Origin of the sequence: Micromonospora sp. NPDC005237, assembly GCF_040607775.1 — a bacterium.
GTDB lineage: Bacteria > Actinomycetota > Actinomycetes > Mycobacteriales > Micromonosporaceae > Micromonospora.
Genome location: NZ_JBEXHJ010000010.1, coordinates 198,387 through 218,924 on the forward strand (window position 1 = coordinate 198,387; position 20,538 = coordinate 218,924).

Annotated in this window: 13 protein-coding genes; 6 read left to right on the forward strand and 7 right to left on the reverse strand. The window is 72.3% G+C overall.

What is annotated here, in order from left to right:
• Positions 1 to 26: 26 nt before the first annotated feature.
• A complete protein-coding gene (locus ABZT87_RS26780) occupies positions 27 to 830 on the forward strand; it encodes a methyltransferase (protein ID WP_355139017.1) in 804 nt (267 codons plus the stop codon).
• A gap of 121 nt (positions 831 to 951) precedes the next feature.
• On the opposite strand, the gene ABZT87_RS26785 is transcribed toward ABZT87_RS26780, so the two are convergent.
• Positions 952 to 1,929, reverse strand: coding sequence for an NAD(P)-dependent oxidoreductase (locus ABZT87_RS26785; protein ID WP_355139019.1), 978 nt, complete (start codon positions 1,927 to 1,929; stop codon positions 952 to 954).
• Positions 1,930 to 2,416: 487 nt separating this feature from the next.
• On the opposite strand from ABZT87_RS26785, the gene ABZT87_RS26790 reads away from it, so the two are divergent.
• Together ABZT87_RS26790 and ABZT87_RS26795 are read left to right on the forward strand one after the other, a co-directional pair.
• The gene (locus ABZT87_RS26790) at positions 2,417 to 7,879 is read left to right on the forward strand and encodes a carboxyl transferase domain-containing protein (protein WP_355139021.1); all 5,463 of its coding nucleotides are present in this window, start codon (positions 2,417 to 2,419) and stop codon (positions 7,877 to 7,879) included.
• 321 nt (positions 7,880 to 8,200) lie between these two features.
• Positions 8,201 to 9,394: an endo-1,4-beta-xylanase gene (locus tag ABZT87_RS26795; protein ID WP_355139023.1), complete on the forward strand. Its 1,194-nt coding sequence runs from the start codon at positions 8,201 to 8,203 to the stop codon at positions 9,392 to 9,394.
• Between the two features lie 45 nt (positions 9,395 to 9,439).
• Here the strand turns inward: ABZT87_RS26795 and ABZT87_RS26800 are convergent, their stop codons facing one another.
• Positions 9,440 to 9,769, reverse strand: coding sequence for an NIPSNAP family protein (locus ABZT87_RS26800; RefSeq protein WP_355139025.1), 330 nt, complete (start codon positions 9,767 to 9,769; stop codon positions 9,440 to 9,442).
• A gap of 101 nt (positions 9,770 to 9,870) precedes the next feature.
• On the opposite strand from ABZT87_RS26800, the gene ABZT87_RS26805 reads away from it, so the two are divergent.
• Positions 9,871 to 10,776 (forward strand): endonuclease/exonuclease/phosphatase family protein, encoded by a 906-nt coding sequence (locus ABZT87_RS26805; RefSeq protein ID WP_355139027.1) that lies wholly within the window; start codon positions 9,871 to 9,873, stop codon positions 10,774 to 10,776.
• A gap of 10 nt (positions 10,777 to 10,786) precedes the next feature.
• On the opposite strand, the gene ABZT87_RS26810 is transcribed toward ABZT87_RS26805, so the two are convergent.
• Positions 10,787 to 12,853 carry a hypothetical protein gene (locus ABZT87_RS26810; RefSeq protein WP_355139029.1) on the reverse strand — a complete coding sequence of 689 codons (2,067 nt, stop codon included), beginning with the start codon at positions 12,851 to 12,853 and terminating at the stop codon, positions 10,787 to 10,789.
• The gene (locus tag ABZT87_RS26815; protein ID WP_355139031.1) at positions 12,850 to 14,640 is read right to left on the reverse strand and encodes an HSP90 family protein; all 1,791 of its coding nucleotides are present in this window, start codon (positions 14,638 to 14,640) and stop codon (positions 12,850 to 12,852) included. Before ABZT87_RS26815 ends, ABZT87_RS26810 begins: the two co-directional genes overlap by 4 nt.
• A gap of 156 nt (positions 14,641 to 14,796) precedes the next feature.
• On the opposite strand from ABZT87_RS26815, the gene ABZT87_RS26820 reads away from it, so the two are divergent.
• Positions 14,797 to 15,189, forward strand: a complete 393-nt coding sequence (locus ABZT87_RS26820) for a hypothetical protein (RefSeq protein ID WP_354861919.1) — start codon at positions 14,797 to 14,799, stop codon at positions 15,187 to 15,189.
• 1 nt (position 15,190) lies between these two features.
• Complete coding sequence (locus ABZT87_RS26825; RefSeq protein ID WP_355139033.1) at positions 15,191 to 17,635, forward strand: DUF4132 domain-containing protein; 2,445 nt, start codon at positions 15,191 to 15,193, stop codon at positions 17,633 to 17,635.
• 77 nt (positions 17,636 to 17,712) lie between these two features.
• Here the strand turns inward: ABZT87_RS26825 and ABZT87_RS26830 are convergent, their stop codons facing one another.
• Genes ABZT87_RS26830 through ABZT87_RS26840 form a run of 3 tightly spaced genes read right to left on the reverse strand, consistent with a single transcriptional unit; the run spans position 17,713 to position 20,533 of the window.
• Entirely contained in the window at positions 17,713 to 18,327 is a 615-nt protein-coding gene (locus ABZT87_RS26830) for an LUD domain-containing protein (RefSeq protein WP_355139035.1), read from the reverse strand.
• Positions 18,309 to 19,745 carry a LutB/LldF family L-lactate oxidation iron-sulfur protein gene (locus ABZT87_RS26835; RefSeq protein ID WP_355139087.1) on the reverse strand — a complete coding sequence of 479 codons (1,437 nt, stop codon included), beginning with the start codon at positions 19,743 to 19,745 and terminating at the stop codon, positions 18,309 to 18,311. Before ABZT87_RS26835 ends, ABZT87_RS26830 begins: the two co-directional genes overlap by 19 nt.
• A gap of 20 nt (positions 19,746 to 19,765) precedes the next feature.
• On the reverse strand, positions 19,766 to 20,533 hold the full coding sequence (locus ABZT87_RS26840; RefSeq protein WP_354861926.1) for a (Fe-S)-binding protein: 768 nt from the start codon (positions 20,531 to 20,533) through the stop codon (positions 19,766 to 19,768).
• Positions 20,534 to 20,538 lie beyond the last annotated feature (5 nt).

The window sequence follows — 20,538 nt, forward strand, 5'->3', positions numbered from 1 at the left end:
GATCCCTCTCGGAGAGGCAGAAGACGATGGCGACTCCCACAGGCGATGCCGCGTACACCTTCGACAACGGCGCACCGGACGCGGTCCCGCAGATGCGGGCGCTGGAGTCCTTCCTGGACCCGATCACGATGCGCCGCCTGGCCCGCCCGGTCCTGCGCCTCGGGTCGGCCTGCTGGGAGGTCGGGGCCGGTGGCGGCTCGATGGCCCGACGGATCGCCCGCGCGGCCGGCGACGACGGCCGCGTGCTGGCCACCGACATCGACCCCACGCACCTGCGGGCGGAGGGCAACCTGAGCGTACGCCGGCACGACGTGCGCACCGAGCCCTCGCCCGGGGACGCGTTCGACCTGATCCACGCCCGTCTGGTGCTGCTGCACCTGCCCGAGCGCCGACGGGTCCTGCGCACCCTCGCCGGCGCGCTGGCGCCCGGCGGCTGGCTGGTCGTCGAGGAGTTCGACTGCACCACGCCGGTGCGGGTGCTGAACGCGCCGAGCGACGACGCGGCGAAGCTGTTCGCGCAGGTGATGGACACCATGATGGGTGTGCTGCAGGACCACGGCGCCGACCTGGGGTGGGCGCAGGACGTGCACACCGAGATGACGCTCGCCGGCCTCACCGACGTCGACACCATCACCCACTCGCAGAGCTGGGCGGGCGGGTCGACAGGCACGTCGCTCTACGAGACGAACTCCCGTCAGTTGGAGCCGGACCTGCTGGCGGCCGGCCTGACGCCCCAGCAGCTGAACGCCTTCCGTCGACTGACGCGCGACCCCGCGTTCGCCGTCATGTCGTACCACTTCGTCTCGACGCGCGGCCGTCGGGCCGGTTAGGTCCCCGGTGTGGCCCGCAGCCGGTGTGCGTGGCGGGCCACACACCGCCTGAAGCGTCCTAGGAAAGATCTGCGGCGTCGTTGGCGGGGTTCAGGTGCGCGATCGGGTACTCATGACGTCTCTACAGCTTGCCGGTGAGCGGGTTCTCCACCGACAGTTCGCCCTGATCGATAAGCCAGCTCACGGACTCGAGGATCGCGTCTTCCGGTTCCCAGGCGGGTGCGTAGCCGAGGAGGGCGCGGGACTTCTCGATGGACAGCACGTGGTTGCGCTGCAGGTGGCCCCAGCTGTCTTCGGCGAACTCGGGCGTCGTGATGCTGCGGAACTCATCCCAGGTGATTGATTCGAGTGTCGCCTGCTGTCCGAACCAGCCGGCCGCGATGGTGGCGTAACCGCGCACGTTCAGTGCGTGTGCGGCAACGGCGTGGAAGTCTTCGCCTGCCGCGGCGTCACGGTGGGTGGCCGCGAGCTCGAACACCTGCGCGACGTCGTCGGCGTGCACGTGATGCATCGATTCGGCGCCGCTGCCGGGGATGCGCAGAGTGCGACCGGCGGAGATGTCCGCCCAGGTCTCGGGGTTGGTGTTGCCGAGCACACCCGTCGGGTGCCATCCGGGTCCGACGATGTGACCCGGGTGCACGGAGGTCGTCACCAGGCCGCCGCTCGCGGTTTCCCGTTTGAGGTACTGGGCGATCATTTCCTTCTGGGTGCCGTACTCGTCGATGGCGGGGGTGCCTTCGCCTTCGCTGATGGGCAGCTTGATGCTGGGGCCGTACCGCCACAGCGATCCGCAGTGCACGAGGTGGCCGACCTGGCCGCGGATCGTTTCGACCAGGGCGGTGGTGCTCTCGATGGTGAAGCTGAGCAGGTCGATGACGACGTCGGGGTGCTGCGCCAGGACGGTGGCTCCGAAGGTGCCATCGATGTCCTGCTGCTCGCGGTCGACCACGACCTGCGTGACCTGTTGCCACTCGGGGCTGTCGGAGTACGCCTTACGGGTTCCCCGGCTCATGCTGGTCACGTCATGGCCGGCGCGTACGAGGCGGGGAACGAGAAAGGTACCGATGTGGCCGCTGCCACCGACGACGAGTACGCGCATGATGATCCGTTCGTTCAGAGGGGCCGGCATGTAAGGGCGGGGTCGCCGCGAATTGAGCGCTTCGGCTCGGTCCGGATCAGGTGGGTTGGGCAGAGAGCGACTCACGCGCCCGCTGGTCGATGTGCTCCGTGCCGGCCCGTGCGCGACGACTCTGCAGGAACTCTCGCACGTCATCCCGGTGACTCACCCCTCCACGCTACGACTGGGCGGTACGGCGTATGCAGGCCAGCCGAGCCGTCCCGGCGGCTATGGAGAAAAGGTGGCAAACACCCCGAAGGTGACGTCTGGGCACTCACGCCGAGGATCGGGCGGAGATCGACGCCCGCGGCTCGACAGCCAAAAAGTTTTGTTGGGTTCCTACAACACAGCGACGGTTGGTTCGGCGGTTGCGCCATGGCGCTGTCCGTCCGGAGCCGGAAAAGTGACCACTGCCGGGAGCCGTCGACGTCCGGCACGCACATCATGGTCTACCAAAGGGGTCAGTCGGGTGTTCAACCGTGTCGCCATCGTCAACCGTGGTGAAGCCGCCATGCGGCTTATCCACGCGGTCCGAGAGCTGGCCGCGGAGACGGGCAGCCGGATCGAGACGGTCGCCCTCCACACCGACGTCGACCGCACGGCCACCTTCGTGCGCGAGGCGGACATCGCGTACGACCTCGGTCCGGCGTCCGCCCGCCCGTACCTGAACCTGGCGACGCTGGAGCGCGCCCTGACCGAGACCGGCGCCGACGCCGCGTGGGTCGGTTGGGGCTTCGTGGCCGAGGATCCGGCGTTCGCGGAGCTGTGCGAGAAGATCGGGGTCACGTTCGTCGGGCCGAGCCCGGAGGCCATGCGCCAGCTCGGCGACAAGATCGGTGCGAAGCTGCTCGCCGAGGAGGTCGGCGTGCCGGTCGCGCCGTGGAGCCGCGGCGCCGTCGAGACCCTGGACGCCGCCCGGGCGGCGGCGGCCGAGATCGGCTACCCGCTCATGCTGAAGGCGACGGCCGGCGGCGGCGGGCGCGGCATCCGCGTGATCACGAACGAGACCGAACTCGCCGACGCGTACGAGCGCACCAGCCAGGAGGCGGCGCGGGCGTTCGGCAGCGGCATCGTGTTCCTGGAGCGTCTGGTCACCGGCGCCCGGCACGTCGAGGTCCAGGTGATCGCCGACGGCCAGGGCACCGCGTGGGCGCTCGGCGTGCGCGACTGCTCGGTGCAGCGGCGCAACCAGAAGGTCATCGAGGAGTCGGCCTCGCCGGTGCTCGACGCGTCCCAGGCGGCCGAGCTGAAGACCTCGGCGGAGCGGCTCGCCGTGGCGGTCGGCTACCGGGGCGCGGCGACCGTCGAGTTCCTCTACCACCCCGGCGACCGGCTGTTCGCGTTCCTGGAGGTCAACACCCGCCTGCAGGTCGAGCACCCGATCACCGAGCTGACCACCGGATTCGACCTGGTCAAGGCGCAGCTGCACGTCGCGTCCGGCGGCCGGCTCGTCGGCGAGCCGCCGGCCGAGCGGGGGCACGCCATCGAGGCCCGGCTCAACGCCGAGGACCCCGACCGGGACTTCGCGCCGTCACCGGGGCGCATCGCGCGGCTGGACCTGCCCGCCGGCCCGGGCATCCGGGTGGACACCGGCGTGAGCGAGGGCGACACCATCCCGGCCGACTTCGACTCGATGATCGCGAAGATCATCGCGTACGGGCGTGACCGCGACGAGGCGCTCGGCAAGCTGCGCCGGGCGATGGCCAACACCACGGTGATCATCGAGGGTGGCGCGACTAACAAGAGCTTCGTGCTCGACCTGCTCGACCAGCCCGAGATCATCGACGCCAGCGCCGACACCGGCTGGATCGACCGGGTCCGGGGCGAAGGCCGACTCGTGACGCACCGGCACTCCGCGGTCGCCCTGGCCGCCGCCGCCATCGAGTCGTACGAGGAGGAGGAGCGCGCCGAGCGGCAGCGGCTGCTGTCGACCGCCGCCGGTGGCCGCCCGCAGGTGCAGCACGCCAGCGGCCGGCCGCTGGACCTCAAGCTGCGCGGGGTCACCTACCGGATGCGGGTGGCGCGGATCGGGGCGCACCGGTTCCGCGTCGGCATCGAGGCGGGCGGCGCCGAGCGCACCGCCGACGTCGAGCTGGACCGCTTCGACCGGCACACCGGCCAGATCGTCGTCAACGGCATCCGGTACCGCCTGCTCACCGGCACGCACGGGCCGACCCACCTCGTCGAGGTCGACGGTGTGACGCACCGGGTCAGCCGCGACGAGGGCGGCGTCCTGCGCTCCCCCATGCCCGCGCTTGTCGTCGCCACTCCGCTGGAGGTCGGCGCCGAGGTCGAGGCGGGGGCGCCGGTGCTGGTGCTGGAGGCCATGAAGATGGAGACGGTGCTGCGCGCGCCGTTCAAGGCCCGGCTCAAGGAGTGCGCCGTCTCGGTGGGCAGCCAGGTGGAGGCGGGCGCGCCGCTGCTGCGGCTGGAGCCGCTCGCCGACGAGGCCACCGAGACCGCGGCCGGCCCGAGCGTCGCCAGCGTCGAGCTGGACCTGCCCGCCGCCGACGACAACGCGGGGGCGTACGAGCGCAGCCGGCGCGGTCAGGAGGATCTGCGCGGCCTACTGCTCGGTTTCGACGTGGACCCGCACGACGACCGCCGGGTGCTCGACGACTACCTCGTGGTGCGACGGTTGGCCGCCGAGGACGGGCACCGACCGCTGGCCGCCGAGGTGGACCTCGTCGACGTGTTCGCCGACCTGGCCGAGCTGAGCCGGAACCGGCCGACCGGCGAGGACGGCGGCGCCCACGTCCGCAGCGCCCGGGAGTACTTCCACACCTACCTGCAGAGCCTCGACGTGGAGCGGGCCGGGCTGCCCGACGCCTTCCAGGCCAGGCTCGCCAAGGCACTGAGCCACTACGGCGTCACCGACCTGGAGCGCTCCCCCGGCCTGGAAGCCGCCGTGTTCCGGATCTTCCTGGCCCAGCAGCGCGCGTCCGCCGACGCCACAGTCGTGGCGTCGCTGCTGCGCGAGTGGCTGCGGGAGACCCCGCCGGACGAGTCGCTGCGCGAGCCGGCCGGTCTGGCGCTGGAGCGGTTGATCGCCGCGACGCAGGTCCGCTTCCCCGCCATCGCCGACCTGGCCCGGGGCGTGGTGTTCGCCTGGTTCGCGCAGCCGCTGCTGCGCCGCAACCGGGCCCGCGTCTACGCCCAGATCCGGGCGCACCTGCGACACCTGGACGCGCACCCGGACGCCCCCGACCGCGCCGAGCGCATCGCCGAGATGGTCCGCAGCACCGAGCCGCTGGTGCGTCTGCTCGGCCAGCGCCTGGTCCGTGACCACCTGGACAACACGATCATGCTGGAGGTGCTCACCCGCCGCTACTACGGCAACAAGGCCCTCACCCGGGTGCGGACCCGCGAGGTCGCCGACTGCGCCTTCGTGGTCGCCGAACGCGCGGACTCCAGTGTGGTCTCCACGGCGGTGAGCTTCGACGCGCTGGGCGGGGCGCTGCGTGGGCTCGCCGAGCTGGCCGGCGACGAGGACTCCGTCGACGCCGACATCTACCTCGGCTGGGAGAACCAGCCGGAGGACTTCGACGCGATGGCCGCCGCGCTGCTCCAGGTGATCACCGCACATCCGCTTCCGGCGCAGGTCCGCCGGCTCACCGCCACCGTCGCGGGTCGCGGCGGGGCGGTCATGCACCACCACTTCACCTTCCGCCCGTCGGACGGCGGAATGGTCGAGGACCGGCTGATCCGCGGTCTGCACCCGTACATCGCGCAGCGGATGCAACTGGAGCGGCTGCACAAGTTCGACCTGACCCGGCTGCCGTCGTCCGACGAGGAGGTCTACCTCTTCCAGTGCGTGGCGCGGGAGAACCCGGCGGACGAGCGTCTCGTGGCGTTCGCCCAGGTGCGCGACCTGACCGAGCTGCGCGAGCAGGACGGCCGGCTGGTGGCGCTGCCGACGACCGAGGACGCCATCGCGGCCTGCCTCGACTCGATCCGCCGGGCCCAGTCGCGGCGGCCGTCGAAGACCCGCTTCACCACCAACCGGATCGTCGTCTACGTCTGGCCGCCGAGCGAGCTGACCCGCGAGGAGATGGAGATGATCGCCGGGCGCGTGCGCCCGACGACAGTGGGCGCCGGGCTGGAGGAGATCCTGTTCATCGCGCGGCAGCGCGACCGTCGCACCGGCGAGCTGACCAAGATCGCGGTACGGATCTCGTTCGACGCCGCGGGCGGCGCGGAGCTGGCCGTCGGCACGCCCCCGGTCGAGCCGGTCGAGCCGCTCGACGAGTACCGGCTGAAGGTGCTGCGGGCCAGCAGCCGCAACACGGTGTACCCGTACGAGTTGACCAGCCGACTCGGTGACTTCGTCGAGTACGACCTCGACGACGCGCACGCGCTAATTCCGGTGGACCGGCCGAAGGGGCGCAACCGCGCCGCGATCGTCGCCGGGGTCGTCACCACGCCGGCCGCGCTGCATCCGGAGGGTGTCACCCGGGTCGTGCTGCTCGGCGACCCGACGAAGTCGTTGGGCGCCCTGTCCGAGCCGGAGTGCCGGCGGGTGATCGCCGCGCTGGACCTCGCGGAGCGGATGCGGGTGCCGCTGGAGTGGTGGGCGCTGTCCGCCGGCGCCCGGATCTCGATGACCTCGGGTACGGAGAACATGGACTGGGTGGCCGCCGCCCTCAAGCGGATCGTCGAGTTCACCCAGGCCGGTGGCGAGATCAACATTGTGGTGGCGGGCATCAACGTCGGCGCGCAGCCGTACTGGAACGCCGAGGCCACGATGCTCATGCACACCAAGGGCGTCCTGGTGATGACGCCGGACTCGGCGATGGTGCTCACCGGCAAGCAGTCGCTCGACTTCTCCGGCGGGGTGTCCGCCGAGGACAACTTCGGCATCGGCGGCTACGACCGGGTGATGGGGCCGAACGGGCAGGCGCAGTACTGGGCGCCGAACCTGACCGCCGCGCGGGACGTGCTGATGGCCCACTACGAGCACACGTACGTCGCGCCCGGCGAGGCCGCGCCGCGGCGGGCGAGCACCACCGACCCGGTGGACCGCGACGTCTCCACGTTCCCGCACGACGTGGCGGGCAGCCCCTTCCGCACGGTCGGTGAGATCTTCTCCGCCGAGGCCAATCCGGACCGCAAGAAGCCGTTCGACATCCGGACGGTGCTGCGGGCCCTCGCCGACCAGGACCACCCGGTGCTGGAGCGGTGGGCGGGCATGGCCGACGCCGACACCGCGGTCGTGCAGGACGCCCACCTCGGCGGCATCCCGGTATGCCTGCTCGGCATCGAGTCCCGGTCGGTGCCGCGGCGCGGGTTCCCGCCCACCGACGGCCCGGACACCTACACGGCGGGCACGTTGTTCCCCCGCTCGTCGAAGAAGGCCGCGCGGGCCATCAACGCCGCCAGCGGCAACCGGCCCCTGGTCGTGCTGGCGAACCTGTCCGGCTTCGACGGCTCGCCCGAGTCGATGCGCAAGCTGCAACTGGAGTACGGCGCCGAGATCGGCCGGGCGATCGTGAACTTCCAGGGCCCGATCGTCTTCTGCGTGATCTCGCGCTACCACGGCGGCGCGTTCGTGGTGTTCTCGAAGGCGTTGAACCCGAGCATGACGGTGCTCGCGCTGGAGGGGTCGTTCGCCTCGGTGCTCGGCGGCGCTCCCGCCGCGGCGGTGGTGTTCTCCGCCGACGTCAACGCCCGTACGGCCGCCGACGAGCGGGTGCGAGCCCTGGAGGCCCGCGTCGCCGCCGCGGCCGGCACCGAGCGCGCCGCGCTGGCCGCCGAGCTCGACGAGCTGCGCTCGTCGGTGCGGGCGGAGAAGCTCGGCGAGGTGGCCACGGAGTTCGACCGGGTGCACAACATCCAACGCGCCGTCGAGGTGGGCTCGGTGGACGCCGTCATCCGCGCCGCCGAGCTGCGTCCGCGCGTCATCGAGGCCATCGAGGCGCGTCTGCGCGGCTGATCAGCTGCCGATCCCGCATGGTGGGGACGGCGCCGACCCATCCCGGTCGGTGCCGTCCCCACTGCCGTTGGCAGGCCGGCCGCACCGCGCACCCGTCGAAACTTTCATCTGATGACTCTCCACAGTCGCGCAGCTCACCCGAGTTTTTTCCGGAAGTTTTCAGAGTTGACGAGGCCCATCGACGGCCATAATGTTTCGAACGAGTTTCCGGTGCTTCGGAGAGCGCCACCGAACCCGAGACCGCACCCCGCCCACTCATCCCCGGGCCGCACCCTCCCTTCAAAGATCGACGTTTGTCGATCATGCTCGAAAGGAAGGCAGATGAAGCCAAGACGGTGGATCAGCGCCGGCCTCGTCGCCGTCGCGACCGCTGCGGCGTTGAACGCGATGCCGGCCACCGCGAGCCGGCCGTACGACCCGACCACGCAGAGCCTCGCGACCCTCGGCCAACGTCACGGCCTGAAGATCGGCACCGCGGTGAACGCGACAGCCCTCAACGACGCCAACGACCCGCAGTACCGCCGGCTGGCCGCCTCCGAGTTCTCCTCGGTCACGGCCGAGAACGCGATGAAGTGGGAGAGCCTGGAGCCCACCCGGGGCACCTACGACTGGACGGCCGCCGACCAGCTCGTCGAGTTCGCCAAGCGCAACAGGCAGGCCGTGCGCGGCCACGTGCTGGTCTGGCACAACCAACTGCCCGCCTGGCTGACCAGCGGCGTCGCCGACGGCAGCATCTCCAAGCAGGAGCTGCGTGAGCTGCTGCGCAAGCACATCACCACGGTCGTCAACCGCTACAAGGGCAAGATCTGGCAGTGGGACGTGGTCAACGAGGCGGTCAGCGACCCCTGGGACACCCCGTCGACGTTGCACTACAAGGGCTTCTGGGCGCAGAACCTCGGCCCCGACTACATCGCCGACGCGTTCCGCTGGGCCCGCGCCGCCGATCCCACGGCGCTGCTGTTCTACAACGACTACAACATCGAGGCGTTCGGCTCGGGCAACCCGGCCGACGACAAGACGCAGTTCGTCTACGACATGGCCAAGGGGCTGCGCGCGCGGGGCGTCCCGATCGACGGCGTCGGCTCGCAGGGCCACCTGGGCACCCAGTACGGCAACTTCGACACCCTGCAGGTGACCGCCGCCCTGAAGCGGTTCGCCGCGCTCGGCCTGGCCACCGCGTTCACCGAGGTCGACGTCCGCAGCGAGATGACCGAGGCGGTCCGGGCCGGCAACTCCGCCGAGATCAACCCCCGGTTGCAGGCGTCGGCGGCCAACTTCAGCGTGTTGATGAAGGCGTGCCTCGCGGTGCGCACCTGCCTGTCGTACACCGTCTGGGGTTTCAGTGACAAGTACTCGTGGGTGCCGGACTGGTTCAACGACCCGCCCGAGGGTCTGGCCACCATCTACGACGAGAACTACCAGCCCAAGCGGGCGTACCAGGAGCTGAAGTCAGACCTGATCTTCGCCGGCCCGCCGTACGTCCTGCCGCGCATCGCGCCCAGGCCGCACCGCTGAACCGGCACGGGTCGTGCGGGGTCCACCCTCCCCGCACGGCCCGTGTCAGCGCGGCACGGCCAGGTCGTCCTCCGGCAGGAGCGGGCGCATGAACGTCCGCTCGTAGCGCACCACACAACCGGACTCGTCGCGGATGGCGTCGGCCGCGACGAACTCCGGGTCGTTGCCGAACCGTGCGCGGTACCGCTCGTACGCCGCCAGGCTCTCGAAGCTGAACAGCGCCTCGGCCCGGTCGCTGGCACCCTCGGCGGGCAGGAAGTAGCCGTGGTGCACGCCGCCGTGCCGGGCCACGAGCCGCATCCACGCGCGGGCGAACCGCTCGAACGCGTCGATCTGCGCGGGATCGATGGTGTAGTGCACAACGCACGTGATCATTGATCCACCATAGGGCTCGCGCCGGGCCCTGCCGCGCGACGGCCGGCAGTAGGATCACGGGCACCTCGGCGAAGACTGTCGCCTGCCCTGCCGGAGCCCGCATGTCGACAGATCCGCCTGGCGACACCACCCGAATCCGAGGCGCGCTCCTCGGCCGCCGTGGCGCCGGCCCGTATCGCGCGATCCGCCGAGCGCTCGCCGTCGGCTGCCTCATCGCCGTCGCCGGGGTGCCGGCCCAATCGCCGGTGGCCGGGGCTCCCGCGCCCACGACGGTGCGGGTGCTGCAGATGAACCTGTGCAACAGCGGTCGCGCCGGCTGCTACACCGGGCGGGCGTTGACCAGGGCCGCCGAGGTGATCAGGGCCGAACGACCAGCCCTGGTCACCCTCAACGAGATCTGCCGGGACGACGTGCCCACCCTGGAGGCGGTGTTCGCGGCCACCCACCGCGGCGCGGCGGTCGTGTCCGCCTTCCAGGCCGCCGGCGACCGGCCCAGCGGCGCCGACACCCGGTGCCGCAACGGCCAGGCGTACGGCATCGGGTTGCTGACCCGGCTGCCGGCGGCCGACAGCCGGTACGCCGTGCACAGTGGGATCCACCCCGCACAGGACGTCGCGGACCCCGAGGAACGACCCTGGCTCTGCGTCCACGTCGATGGCGCCCTCAACGCCTGCACCACCCACCTGGCGGCGACCAGCCGCGCCGTCGCGCTCACCCAGTGCGGCCACCTGCTCGACGAGATCCTGCCCGCCATCGCGCGAAGCACCGGGTACGCGCCCACCGTGCTCAGCGGCGACCTCAACCTCCGCCTCGGCGACGACCCCGACGTACGGTCCTGCACGCCGCCCGGTTACCTGCGCGTCGGCGACGGCGCGGTGCAGCACATCCTGACGAGCACCGACATCGTGCTCTGCTGCACCCGGTCGGTGGGCATGGGCGGGGCGACCGACCACCCCGCCCTGCTGGCCACCCTCGTCATCGAGGACACACGGCCGACCCGCCGCTGACGACGACCCGTCAATCCTCGTCGTCGTACGGTCCGAGGTCTTCTTCCGTGTAGAAATCGACGTCGTCCTGGTCCATCTCGCGTACGGCCAGCGCCTCGTCGGCCTCGTCGGCGCGGCCCTGCGCCCGCAGGGCCAACGCCAGCACCGCGGTGGCCTCGTAGCCGTACTCGTCGGGATCCTCGGCCAACACCTCCCGCGCCTCCGCCTCGGCGCGGGCCGGCTCGCCGACGCGCAGACGCAACCGCGCCCGGTGCAGTCGGGCCGAGCGACGGTGGGCCGCCAGCTCATCTCCGTCGAACCGGGTGACGGCCGCGTCGAGCCGGTCGAGCGCCTCGGCGGTGCGGTCGGCGGCGGCCAGCATCCGCGCGGCGGCCACCTGATCCCGGCCCGCCTGCTCGGGGGGCGTGGGCTGCTCTGCCGCGCCGAGGGCGTCCACCCGCGCCAGCACCGCCCAGGCGACATCGTCCGGCCGCCGGTTGGCCAGCTGTACGAGCGCCTTGCGCAGCACCCGCAGCTCGGCGTCGGCGCTGCCGTTGGCCCGGTGCCGGTCGGCGGCGGTGATCAGATGGGTGAGCCCCTCCGTGTCCTGCAGCACGTCGGCCGCGTCCTCCAGGATGACCTCCAGCGGCGGTATCCCGTCGGGCAGGTCCCCGACCCGGGTCAGCTCGGCCAGCACCACACGCGCGGGGTCGCGGTGGTGGTAGGCCCGGCGGTACAGCTCCCACAGCAGGTGGCGGCAGCGAGTCGCGTCGTCGCGTAGACCGGCCCGGTCGAGGCTGCGGACCGCCTCCTCGGCGGCCTCGATCGCGTCCTCCTGCCGGCCCGCGTTGCGCAGGGCGTGTGCCACGTCCAGACGGGCCCGCGCGGCGCCGGCCTGGTCGCCCGTCGCGGTGAGCCCGGCGACCCGTTCGACGAGCGCGGCCAGCGCCGGGTCCACCGCCCGCGCGGGCGTGGTGACGCGCCCGGCGAGGACGGTGAGCGGCACCCGCTGCGCCACCGGCGTCGCGGCCATGCGCGCCTCGACCCGCTCGCTCTGGTGCCGGTTGCCGTTGCGGACGTCGAACCGGGCGGCGATCGCGCGGGCCTGGCCGGCCACCTCGTCGTGGACCTCGGCCACCGTCGCCTCCCAGCGGCGGGTGCCGTCGTCCGAGCGACGGGAGAGCACGAGGTCCGCGTGCCCCGCCGCGCGCAGCCGGCCGAGCACCAGCGCGGCGGAGGCGGCGAACTCCATCGCGGCGTACGGCGACGAGGGGCGCTCCAGCCAGCTCAGGTGCCGTTCCACCAGCTCCAAGCCGCGCGCCTCGTTGCCGGTCAGCCCGCAGAACAGCACGTGCTGGGAGAGATTGTCGAGGTGGTGACGGTCGTCGCGGATGCGGCGGTAGCCGTCCCGGTGCGCCTCGACGGCCTCGTCGAACCGGCCGGTCCGCAGGTACGGCGTGAGCAGCTCACTGAGCATCCACTGGGGCTGTTCGGTGCAGCCGCCACGCTTGAACGGCTCGCCGATCGTGATGGCCTCGTCGAACCTGCCCAGCGACGTGAGGTGCCGGACCTGTCCCGACGGGACACACGCGCTGCAGTCCGACATCGAGTCCCGCTTGGCGGTCACCATCCGGTCGTACGACTCCTGGGCGGCGGCCATGTCCCCGACGTGATGCGCCACCAGCCAGCGGTGCTGGTGAACCGCGTGCAGGCTGTGCCCGGCGAGCTGGTAGCGGCGCTGCATGTCGTCGAGCACCGCCATGGTGCGCTCCAGCGGAATGTCCGGGAACTGGGGCAGCGCCCAGACGATCCACTTGAAGTCCCACAGCAGCGAGCGCGCGTGGTGCGCGCCGACCACCTCCGGCTGCCGGTCGAACGTCGCCAGGCACCAGGAGAAGGCGAGGAACGCCCGGGTGGGGTCACCGCCGTGGTGGAAGTCGCTGATCGCACTCATCCGTGCCGAGAAGGCGAACGGCACGTCGCCGGCCGCGTCGGCGTGCCGGAAGACCGCGTCCAGCGCGGCGAACCGGGCGGGACCACTCGGTAGGGCGTACGCCTGGGTGAGGCGCTCCCGCAGCTCGTGCGCGGAGGTGGTCATCGGGTCCCTCCCATGGCGCGGGCGAGCAGACCGAGGAACGACTGGTTCAACGCGGCCGTGTCGGCGGGCCGCAGCGGCTGATGGCCCAGCAGCAGCGCTTGCACGTACAGGCCCTCGATCGCGAGCGTCGTCAGCTCCTCGTCACCGGTGGCGATGGCCTGCCGGACGAGGGGGTTGCGATGGTTGAACACGAGCTGCGGCCGCTCGTCGCGCCCCTGAGTGAAGGTGCCGAGGATCGACGACCACAGCTCGTCGGCCTGCTCCTGCCCCTGGCGCAGGTCCACCGCGAGGGCGGTGTCCCCGTCGAGCAGGTGCAGCGCCGGCATGCTGGCCGGTTCGAAGGCACGGACCAGCACCTGCACGCCGAGCCGGTCGAGGGTCCGCTGCGCGAGCACGAGGAAGGATCGCACGGCCAACTCGACGTCTGGATCGAGCGGTTCCAGCCGGGTCGCCAGGTCGCTCGCCGTGAGGACCTCGGTGACGATGGTGGTGTCCAGGTCGGGCAGGCGGCCCACCAGCTCGGCGTCGTAGACGTAGCCCGCGTTGACCACGGCGATGCCCTGGGCCGCGGCGACCGCGGCGAGCTGGCGGAACTCGTCCACCGAGGGCGTGTAGCGCACCACCTGATGCCGCTCCCGGAACTCGGCGAGGGTCAGCGGGCCCATGTTCGTCTCGAACGGCCACCACTGCTCGACCAGGCGCAGCATCTCGTCGTCGTGCACAGCGAGCGCCTTGACGCCGAGGTGGTGCACCCGCAGGAACGCCTGCAGGCGATGCGGGTCGGTGCGCCCGAGCCGGGTCATCCAGCCGCGCAGGGTGTCGCCCAGTGACTCGCGTACCTGGTCGAGCAGCGCGTCCTCGTAGAGCGCCTCGCGGCTCGCGGTCGGGCGCAGCTCACCGGTGTCGACCACGCAGCGGACGAAGAAGGCCCACTCGGGCAGCAGCCGTTCGATGTCCTCGGAGAGCAGCATCTGCTTGAGGTACACCCGGTGGGCCACCCGCGACGTCGGGTTCGCCGGCATGGGCAGCACGAACGCCACCCCGCGCAGGCCCGCGGCGGGCACCGCGAGGTCGATCACGTCGAAGGGCGTGAAACCGAAGACCTCCTGGGCGTACGCGTCGAGTCGGGCCCGCCGGCTCGCCGCCGGCTCCGCGGGGTCGTTCTCCCAGGGTGCCAGCCCCGCGGTGATCGCCTCGTGGTCGACGTGCACGGGGATCGGCAGCATGGAACCGTACAGCGAGGCGATCTCGATGACGGCGTCGCGGCGCAGCCAGTGCTCCGCACCGCGCCGGGGCACCAGCGTCACGGTGGTGCCCTGCTCGGGGCGCTCCCGCCCCGCCGGGGCGACGTGCAGTTCGTAGCGCCCGTCGGCGTAGCCGATCCACTCCACCGTCGGCGAGCCGGAGGCCCGGGTGCGCACCCGGATCTCGTCGGCGACCAGGAAGCAGGAGAGCAGACCGATGCCGAACTGGCCGAGGAACTCGTGCCGGGCGAAGCCCAGGTCGTCCCGCTTGGAGCTACGCCCGATGGTGGCGAGCAGCTCGTGCACCTGCGCCTCGGTCAGGCCGACGCCGGTGTCCTCCACGCGCAGCGTGCCGTCTCCAGTGGACTCCGGCGGGAGGATGCGGATCGCGCCCGGCGCACCGGGCTCGTCCGCCCGGCGGGCGGTGATGGCGTCGACGGCGTTCTGCATCAGCTCGCGGACGTAGACGCGGGGGCTGGCGTACAGGTGGTGACTGAGTAGGTCGACGATGCCGCGCAGGTCAACGTGGAAGGTGTAGCTCACAACCGCCCTCTCCCATGATCCGATCCGCTGCACAGTAGCGGCTGGCGTGACGTGCTGGGGGGCACGTTCCGCGGCGTCCCCACAGGGCTGCGACGCCGCTTCTCGTCGGAGGGTCGTGCCATGCTGCCGCTCATCTCAGAGCAGGGAGCACAGGGCATGGTCACGGTGATCGTTCGGGATGAGACAGCGACCGGCAGAGCCATCGAGAGCTGGCCGTTGGCGGGCCTGCCGGAGCGCATCTCGGCGCGGGAACTGGTCCGGCTGCGGGTGCGCGAGGAGGTGGCGCGGTTCAACGCCCAGCAGCCGCGGCACTTCCGGGGCCTGGTCCAGCCGACCGACACGGAGGCGACGCTGAACGGCTACCGGGTCACCCCGGGCAGGCGGCTCGACTGGGTGGCGCAGGCGGATCGGGCCTGCGCCGCGTTCGCCCGTAACGGTTTCCTGCTGTTGGTCGGCGACCGCCAGATCGAGGACCTCGACGAGGAGATCGACCTGCGTACCGACCCGGACGTGGCGTTCGTCCGGCTCGTCGCGCTGGTGGGTGGCTGACATGGGCGACTGGACGGCACTGCTGCCCCTCCTGACCGATGCGGACCGGCGACAGGTGGAGACCGGCGTCGCCGAGGCCGACGAACGGATCCGGGCGGTGCTGAGGATCGCGAGCACGTACTTCTGGGGCTCCTCGGTGACCAGCGTGCCGGAGTGGGCCACCGTCGAGTCGTGGCCGGCCGAGGAGCGTCGCCGCGCCGCCCTGGCCGTGCACCGGGAGTCGGCGAACGGCTCGATCCCCACCGCGCTGAACGACGTCGTACGCAGCCTCGCCGCCGAGGACGTCCCGTTCACGCGGGCGGACCTGGTGTGGTGCCTGGACGTCCTCGCTCGCGGCGCCGGCTTCGACAACGGCGCCGACCTGGAGCTGCCCGCCCTGATCGCTCCGCGCCTGCCGGCCGCCGAGCTGGCCGACCTGGTGCCGGCGCTGTCCGCCCTCGTCAGTGAGCTGGTCGACGACTACTTCATCGCGGCGGGGCCCCGCCGACGTGCCGTGACGCTGCTCGGCCGGGCCATCGACCGCGCCACCGGCAGCCGCCTGCCGTCGTCGCTGTTGCACGGCGGGGACACCTTCGGGCCGGCCGCACGCGCCGACCTGGGCGCCGCCCTCGCCGCGCCGGGGGTGCCGGAGTTGCTGGAGCACTGCGCCGCGCTGGACAAACCGGCGGCGACCGCGAAGTGGCTGCGCCGCCTCGACGAACTGCTCGCGGCCGCGCACGGCGGCCGGCAGGTCGTACGCCGGCTGCTCGACGCGTTCACCGCCCACGGCCGGACCGTCCACGACGACTCGGACCGCCTCCTGCGCGGGCTGGTCTGGGCGCTGTCGCGCGAGCGCGACGAAAGAGCGACGGACCTGCTGGCGCGGGTCACCGCCGGTGCGGCGGCAGCGCCGCGCCAGGCCGCCGGGTTCCCGTACGCCCCGCGCACGGCGATCGCGGCGGTACGACTGCTGGCCGACCGCGACGGCGACGTGCCGCTGCGCACGCTGGCCCGGCTGGCCGTGACGGTCCGGAACAAGGCCGTGCGGAGCCGGGTCCAGGCCGCGCTGACCCAGCTCGGCGCGCGACGCGGGTGGACGCTCAGCGAGGTCATGGAGCTGACCGTCGACGACCACGGGCTCGGGCCCGACGGGTGCCTGCGCACACCGGTCGGCCCGTACGAGGCGACGGTCGAGATCGTGGGCGACCGGGCACGCCTGGTCTTCGCCCGCGACGGCGTTGCGCTCAAGGGCGTCCCGGCCCAGGTCAAGCAGGCGCACGGCGACGAGCTCACGCACCTGCGGGACGTCGTCAAGCGGATCGGCGCGACCCTGGTCAGCGAGCGCCAGCGGGTGGAGGGGCTGCTGTCGGAGGAGCGCACCTGGTCGTACCCGGACTGGTCGTCGCGCTTCCTCGACCACCCGGTCACGGCGACCTACGGGCGGCGCCTGCTGTGGGAGACCAGCACCGACGGCCAGCGCTGGACGGCCGGCCTGCCCCGACGGGACAGCGACGGGTGGACGATCGTCGACCGGGACGGCGGGTCCCTCACGCACGGGTCGGTCCGGCTGTGGCATCCCGTCCGCGCGAGCACGGCCGAGGTCCTCACCTGGCGTGGGCACCTGGTCGCCGCCAGCCTGACGCAGCCGTTCAAGCAGGTCTTCCGGGAGGTCTACCCGCGCACGCCGGCCGAGGAGAAGACGCACACCTACTCCAACCGGTACGCCGGGCACATCCTGCGCTACCGGCAGGCCAACGCCCTGCTGCGCGCCCGTGGCTGGCAGGCCGGCTACCTCGGCACCTGGGACGGCGGGTACGACAGCGAGGCCACGAAGGTCTTCGGCGGCGGGGCGTGGCGGGCGTCCTTCCACCACGCGCTGGTCGACAACCCGGATCCACACCACTACGACGTCGAGTACTGCTCCACCGACCAGGTGCGCTTCGCCCGACACGACGGGACGACCTGGCTGCCCGCGCCGGTCATCGACGTGCCACCGCTGGTGTTCAGCGAGGCCATGCGCGACGTGGACCTGTTCGTCGGCGTCACCTCGATCGCCACCGACCCGCAGTGGGCCGATCGCGGCGAGGACCGGTTCTCCGCCTACTGGCAGCGCACGGCGGTCGCGGAGCTGACCCCGTCGGCGCAGGTACGCCGGGACGCGCTCGCGCGGCTGCTGCCCCGGATGGCCATCGCCGACCGGGTGGACCTCACGGACCGGTATCTGCGGGTCCGGGGGACCCTGCGCGCGTACCGGATCCACCTCGGGTCGGGCAACGTCATGATGGAGCCCGACGACGCGTACCTGTGCATCGTCGCCGCGCGCGCACAGACCGGGCGTCTGCACCTGCCGTTCGACGACGACCCCATGCTGTCCACGATCCTGTCCAAGGCGATCATGCTGGCCGCCGACGACCGGATCACCGACCCCACCGTGCTGAGCCAACTGCGACCCACGGAGATCGGCTGACGCCGACCGAGGTTGGTCGAGGGACATCCCGGCAAGGGTGTCTACGTAGCCGAGGGATGAGCTCAGGCCGGCCGGGGTCAGGGCAGCAGGACGACGTGCAGACGGCGCGGGCCGTGCACCCCCTCCACCCGGATCAACTCGATGTCGCTGGTGGCCGACGGCCCACTGATCCAGGTCAGCGGGCGGTGCGGCGTCAGTCGGGCCAGGGCCTCGGGCACGGTGGCCACCACCTGGTCGGCGCGGAGGACGCACACGTGCCGGTCCGGTAGGAGGCTGAGCACCCGGCGGCCCTGGTCGGGCGAGCCGTCGAGGACGATCGTTCCGGTCTGGGCGATGGCGACGACGGCGGCGGTGACGACGGCGTCCGCGGCGCCGATCCGCGCGTGGTCGAGGCCGTCGTCGGTCAGCGCGGTCACCGTCGGCGGCAGCCAGGCGGGCGGCAGACCCGGCGGTACGACGACGGTGCCCCCCACCGGCAGGAGGTCGGCGATCGTGTCGGCGACGGCGGCCTCGGCGACCCGGTGCACGTGCGCCCGGTAGTCGGTCAGCCGCTGCGCCAGCTGGTCGAGGTCGACGGTGTCGGCCTGCCGGTAGTCGCGGGGCGCCGGCGCCGGCGCGGGGCTGCCGGTGGCGAGCGCGGCCCGCAGCCGGCCGAGGACGAGGTCCCGGGAGGTCACCGCCCGGCCCACCATTCGCGGAACGTCTGCGCCGGCGGGTCCGGCAGGTCCCGGCTGGCGGTCCAGCCGTTCAGCGGTGGGGGCAGCCCTCGGCCACGCCGACCGGCGAGCCGGCTCAGCCGCGCGGCGCGCTGCCCGGCCGCGTACAGCCGGGGTCGGTCCATCGTGTACGCGGCGGCGGCCATCGCGATCGACTCGGCGGTGGGCCGCGGTCGCGACTCGACGGCCTCGGCACGCAGGTGCACCAGCAGCTCCGGGATGTTGATTTTGACGGGGCAGGCGTCGTAGCAGGCGCCGCAGAGCGTCGACGCGTACGGCAGGGAGGCGTTGTCCTCGATGCCGGTGAGCTGGGGCGACAACACCGCCCCGATGGGCCCCGGGTACACCGACCCGTAGGCGTGGCCGCCGGCGCGCTCGTAGACCGGGCACACGTTGAGGCAGGCCGAGCAGCGGATGCACCGCAGCGCCTGCCGGCCGACCTCGTCGGCGAGCACCGCGCTGCGCCCGTTGTCGAGCAGGACCAGGTGGAACGCCTGCGGCCCGTCGCCCGGGGTCACGCCCGTCCACATCGAGGTGTACGGGTTCATCCGCTCCCCCGTCGACGCCCGCGGCAGCAGCTGGAGGAAGACCTCCAGGTCCCGCCAGGTCGGCACCACCTTCTCCACGCCCATGACGGTGATGAGGGTTTCCGGCAGGGTCAGGCACATCCGCCCGTTGCCCTCGGACTCGACCACGGCCAGGGTGCCGGTCTCGGCGACGGCGAAGTTCGCGCCGGACACCGCCACCGGCGTACTCAGGAACGTCTCGCGCAGGAACCGGCGCGCGGCGGCCGCGAGGGCCGCCGGGTCGTCGGTGAGCGCCGGGTCGACGCCGGGCATCTCGCGGAGGAAGATCTCCCGGATCTCGGCCCGGTTGCGGTGGATCGCGGGCACCAGGATGTGGCTCGGCCGGTCGTCGCCGAGCTGCACGATCAACTCCGCCAGGTCCGTCTCGACGGCGGTGATCCCGGCCGCTTCGAGGGCCTCGTTGAGGCCGATCTCCTGGGTCGCCATGGACTTGACCTTGATGACCCGGTCCGCGCCGGCCGCGCGGACGAGGTCGGTGACGATCCGGTTGGCCTCAACCGCGTCCGCCGCCCAGTGCACCACGCCGCCGGCGTCGGTGACCTTCTCTTCGAGCTGTTCCAGCAGGTCGGGCAGGCGGTGCAGGGTGTCGGCCTTGATGGCCGCGCCCGCCGCGCGCAACTGCTCCCAGTCCGCCTGCTCGGCGATCACACCCGCGGACTTGGCCCGGATCGTCGACGTGGCGTGGCGGAGGTTGCGCCGCAGTTGCGGGTCGGCCAGGCTGCGCCGCGCGGCGCTCGGGAACGACTCGTCGCCGCGCAGGTGCCCCACGCCCGCCGGCGCGGTCACCGGTGGGGTGGTCGCCGGCATGCCGAGGAACGTCCGGCGGGTCACGACCGGACCGCCGACCGGGCGCTGACCGTGCCGCTCTGCTCGGTCGAGGCCAGGATCTCGGCGAGGTGCACGGTGCGCACCCCGGTCCGCAGTCGCGACAGGCCGCCGCCGATGTGCATGAGACACGAGACGTCCCCGGCGGCGCACACGTCGGCGCCGGTGGCGAGCACGTGGCGCATCTTGTCCGCCAGCATCGCCGTGGACGTCTCCGGGTTCTTCACCGCGAACGTGCCGCCGAACCCGCAGCACTGCTCCGCCGCCGGCAACTCGACCAGGTCGAGGCCGCGCACCGCGCGCAGCAACTGTCGCGGCCGGTCACCCACCCGCAGCATCCGCAGCGAGTGGCAGGTCGGATGGTAGGTGACCCGGTGCGGGTAGTACGCGCCCACGTCGGTCACCCCGAGCACGTCGACGAGCAGCTCCGACAGCTCGTACGTCCGCTCGGCCACCGACTCGGCCCGGCTGGCCAGCCGTACGTCGCCGGCCCGCCGGGCCACCATCGCGTGCTGGTGGCGCACCGACCCGACGCAGGAGCCCGACGGCGCGACGATCACGTCGTACGGGTCGAAGACCCGCACGTGCCGGCGTACCAGGGGAACGGCCTCGCGCTGGTAGCCGGTGTTGACGTGCATCTGCCCGCAGCAGGTCTGCTCCGGCGGGAAGACCACCTCGTGGCCGAGCCGCTCCAGCAGCCGCACCGTCGCGGTGGCCGCCTGCGGGAACATGGTGTCGGCCAGGCAGGTCACGAACAGCGCGATCCGCACCGCAC

Bases quoted from the DNA above. Each gene is read 5' to 3' on its own strand.
- ABZT87_RS26780 (WP_355139017.1), top strand. From the start codon at position 27: ATGGCGACTCCCACAGGCGATGCCGCGTACACCTTCGACAACGGCGCA.
- ABZT87_RS26785 (WP_355139019.1), bottom strand. From the start codon at position 1,929: ATGCGCGTACTCGTCGTCGGTGGCAGCGGCCACATCGGTACCTTTCTC.
- ABZT87_RS26795 (WP_355139023.1), top strand. From the start codon at position 8,201: ATGAAGCCAAGACGGTGGATCAGCGCCGGCCTCGTCGCCGTCGCGACC.
- ABZT87_RS26800 (WP_355139025.1), bottom strand. From the start codon at position 9,769: ATGATCACGTGCGTTGTGCACTACACCATCGATCCCGCGCAGATCGAC.
- ABZT87_RS26805 (WP_355139027.1), top strand. From the start codon at position 9,871: ATGTCGACAGATCCGCCTGGCGACACCACCCGAATCCGAGGCGCGCTC.
- ABZT87_RS26810 (WP_355139029.1), bottom strand. From the start codon at position 12,853: ATGACCACCTCCGCGCACGAGCTGCGGGAGCGCCTCACCCAGGCGTAC.
- ABZT87_RS26820 (WP_354861919.1), top strand. From the start codon at position 14,797: ATGGTCACGGTGATCGTTCGGGATGAGACAGCGACCGGCAGAGCCATC.
- ABZT87_RS26825 (WP_355139033.1), top strand. From the start codon at position 15,191: ATGGGCGACTGGACGGCACTGCTGCCCCTCCTGACCGATGCGGACCGG.
- ABZT87_RS26830 (WP_355139035.1), bottom strand. From the start codon at position 18,327: ATGGTGGGCCGGGCGGTGACCTCCCGGGACCTCGTCCTCGGCCGGCTG.
- ABZT87_RS26835 (WP_355139087.1), bottom strand. From the start codon at position 19,745: ATGCCGGCGACCACCCCACCGGTGACCGCGCCGGCGGGCGTGGGGCAC.